This window comes from Streptomyces durbertensis, from assembly GCF_014156695.1.
GTDB classification, from domain to species: Bacteria; Actinomycetota; Actinomycetes; order Streptomycetales; family Streptomycetaceae; genus Streptomyces; species Streptomyces durbertensis.
In genome coordinates this window covers 1-1,332 of record NZ_WMLF01000761.1, presented here as the reverse complement: position 1 = coordinate 1,332, position 1,332 = coordinate 1, and the positions used below count along the sequence as shown (strand labels likewise).

Annotated in this window: 1 protein-coding gene and 1 pseudogene; both read left to right on the top strand. The window is 74.1% G+C overall.

The window, feature by feature from the left end; translation table 11 throughout:
* Positions 1–742: NAD(P)H-quinone oxidoreductase (locus GL263_RS26605; protein WP_182858288.1), on the top strand; the 742-nt coding region annotated here is incomplete at its 5' end.
* A gap of 145 nt (positions 743–887) precedes the next feature.
* Positions 888–1,332: pseudogene (locus tag GL263_RS26600) on the top strand (hypothetical protein); the annotation flags it as partial.

Here is a 1,332-nt window from a genome sequence, read left to right as displayed (position 1 = left end):
GGTGGGGGACGAGGTGTGCGCGCTGCTGGTGGGCGGCGGGTACGCGGAGAAGGTCGCGGTGCCGGCCGGGCAGGTGCTGCCGGTGCCGGCGGGGATGGACGTGGTGACGGCGGCGGCGCTGCCGGAGGTCGTCGCGACGGTGTGGTCGAACGTGTTCATGCTGGCGCATCTGCGGCCGGGGGAGACCCTGTTGGTGCACGGCGGCGGCAGCGGCATCGGCACGATGGCGATCCAGTTGGGCAAGGCGGTGGGCGCGCGGGTGGCGGTGACGGCCGGTAGCGGGGAGAAGCTGGCGCGGTGCGCGGAGTTGGGCGCGGACGTGCTGATCAACTACCGGGAGCAGGACTTCGTGGAGGAGGTCCGCAAGGCGACGGACGGGCGCGGCGCGGACGTGATCCTGGACATCATGGGCGCCAAGTACCTGGAGCGGAACGTGGAGGCGCTGGCGGTGAACGGCCGGCTGGCGGTCATCGGGCTCCAGGGCGGGGTGAAGGCGGAGCTGAACCTGAACACGCTGCTGCGCAAGCGCGGCGCGGTGATGGCGACCACGCTTCGGTCGCGTCCGGTGGCGGAGAAGGCGGCGATCGTCGCGGCGGTGCGGGAGCACGTGTGGCCGCTGGTGGAGAACGGCCGGGTGCGGCCGGTCGTGGACCGGCGGGTGCCGATGGCGGACGCGGCTCAGGCGCATCGGGTGCTGGAGAGCAGTGACCATGTGGGGAAAGTGCTGTTGGTCAGGGAGTGAGTGCGGGGGACGCGGGTAGGCGGACCGAAGGTCACGTTGGGTGATGCTTTGCGCCCGGCATGCCATAACTTGCCGTTCATGTGACTCTGTAAGCGTTACCCGCCGTGGCCGCGCGGGTGGTGGCCGTGACGGGAGGAGCGGTGCGGTGAAGGCGTACGCGATCGGGCTGCTGCTCGGCGGCGCGCTGCTGCTTCCCGTGGCGCCGGCGGTGGCCGCCCCGGCGTCGCAGTGGTCGCCGTCCTCGCCGTCCCCGGCGCCGAACGATCCGCCGTTGATCATCTGGCCGGTGACCGGGGGCGGTGGGGAGCACTCGCCGGAGCCCGTCCCGTCGGACTTGTCTCCGGAGCCGGAGCCGGAGCCGTCGGAGCCCGAGTGGGTGGGGCCGTCGGCGCGGTCGCCGCTGCCGAGCGCGTCGCCGTCGGAGAGCGCGCCGACGCCGTCGCAGCGGCCGGGGCCGGGCCCGGTGGCGCGGTCGGAGCAGGTGGCGCCGGCCCGTACCGTGCTGCCGCTGCCGGGGCCGACGTGGGTGCCGGCGGCCAGGGACCGGGACCGGCCCGGCAACCACGACCTGTACGCGGACGGCGAGGAGG